This window comes from Streptomyces sp. WM6386 (genome assembly GCF_000972385.1).
Lineage (GTDB): Bacteria > Actinomycetota > Actinomycetes > Streptomycetales > Streptomycetaceae > Streptomyces.
The window spans coordinates 1-429 of sequence record NZ_JXTE01000520.1 but is presented as its reverse complement, the minus strand read 5'-3'; the positions used below and the strand labels follow the sequence as shown (position 1 = coordinate 429).

General features: G+C 78.1%; 1 protein-coding gene. It reads right to left on the bottom strand.

Annotated features, from left to right (window positions below):
* On the bottom strand, positions 1-429 hold a 429-nt coding region (locus TN53_RS42515; RefSeq protein ID WP_046264270.1), incomplete at both ends, for a hypothetical protein.

Here is a 429-nt window from a genome sequence, read left to right as displayed (position 1 = left end):
GAGCGGGGCACCGCGGCGGAGCTGCGGGCGCCGAGCGTATGGGCCCGGCGGTCGGCGACGAGGGCCCAGGGGCGGACCTCGTCGGGGGGGCCGGCCCGTTCCCGCAGTTCGCCGACCCAGTCGGTCAGCGGGTCGGGCACGCGCCGCGGTCGTACGGGGGCCTGGGCCGTGGCCACCCCGAGGGCGGCGGTCAGGTCGTCCAGCAGGATCCGCCAGGACGCGGCGTCCACGGCGAGTTGATGGACGATCACGGCGAGCCGGTCGGCGCGCGGTCCTGTCGTACGGCGGTCCCGGGCGAGCAGGGCCCGCAGCTGGACGCCGGTGCCCGCGTCGAGCGTGCGGCCGATCGTGGCGACGGCCGCGGCGAAGCCGGCCTCGTCGGTGAACTCCCCCTCCGTCAACGGGTCCTGGCCGTCCGAGGTCGCTGCC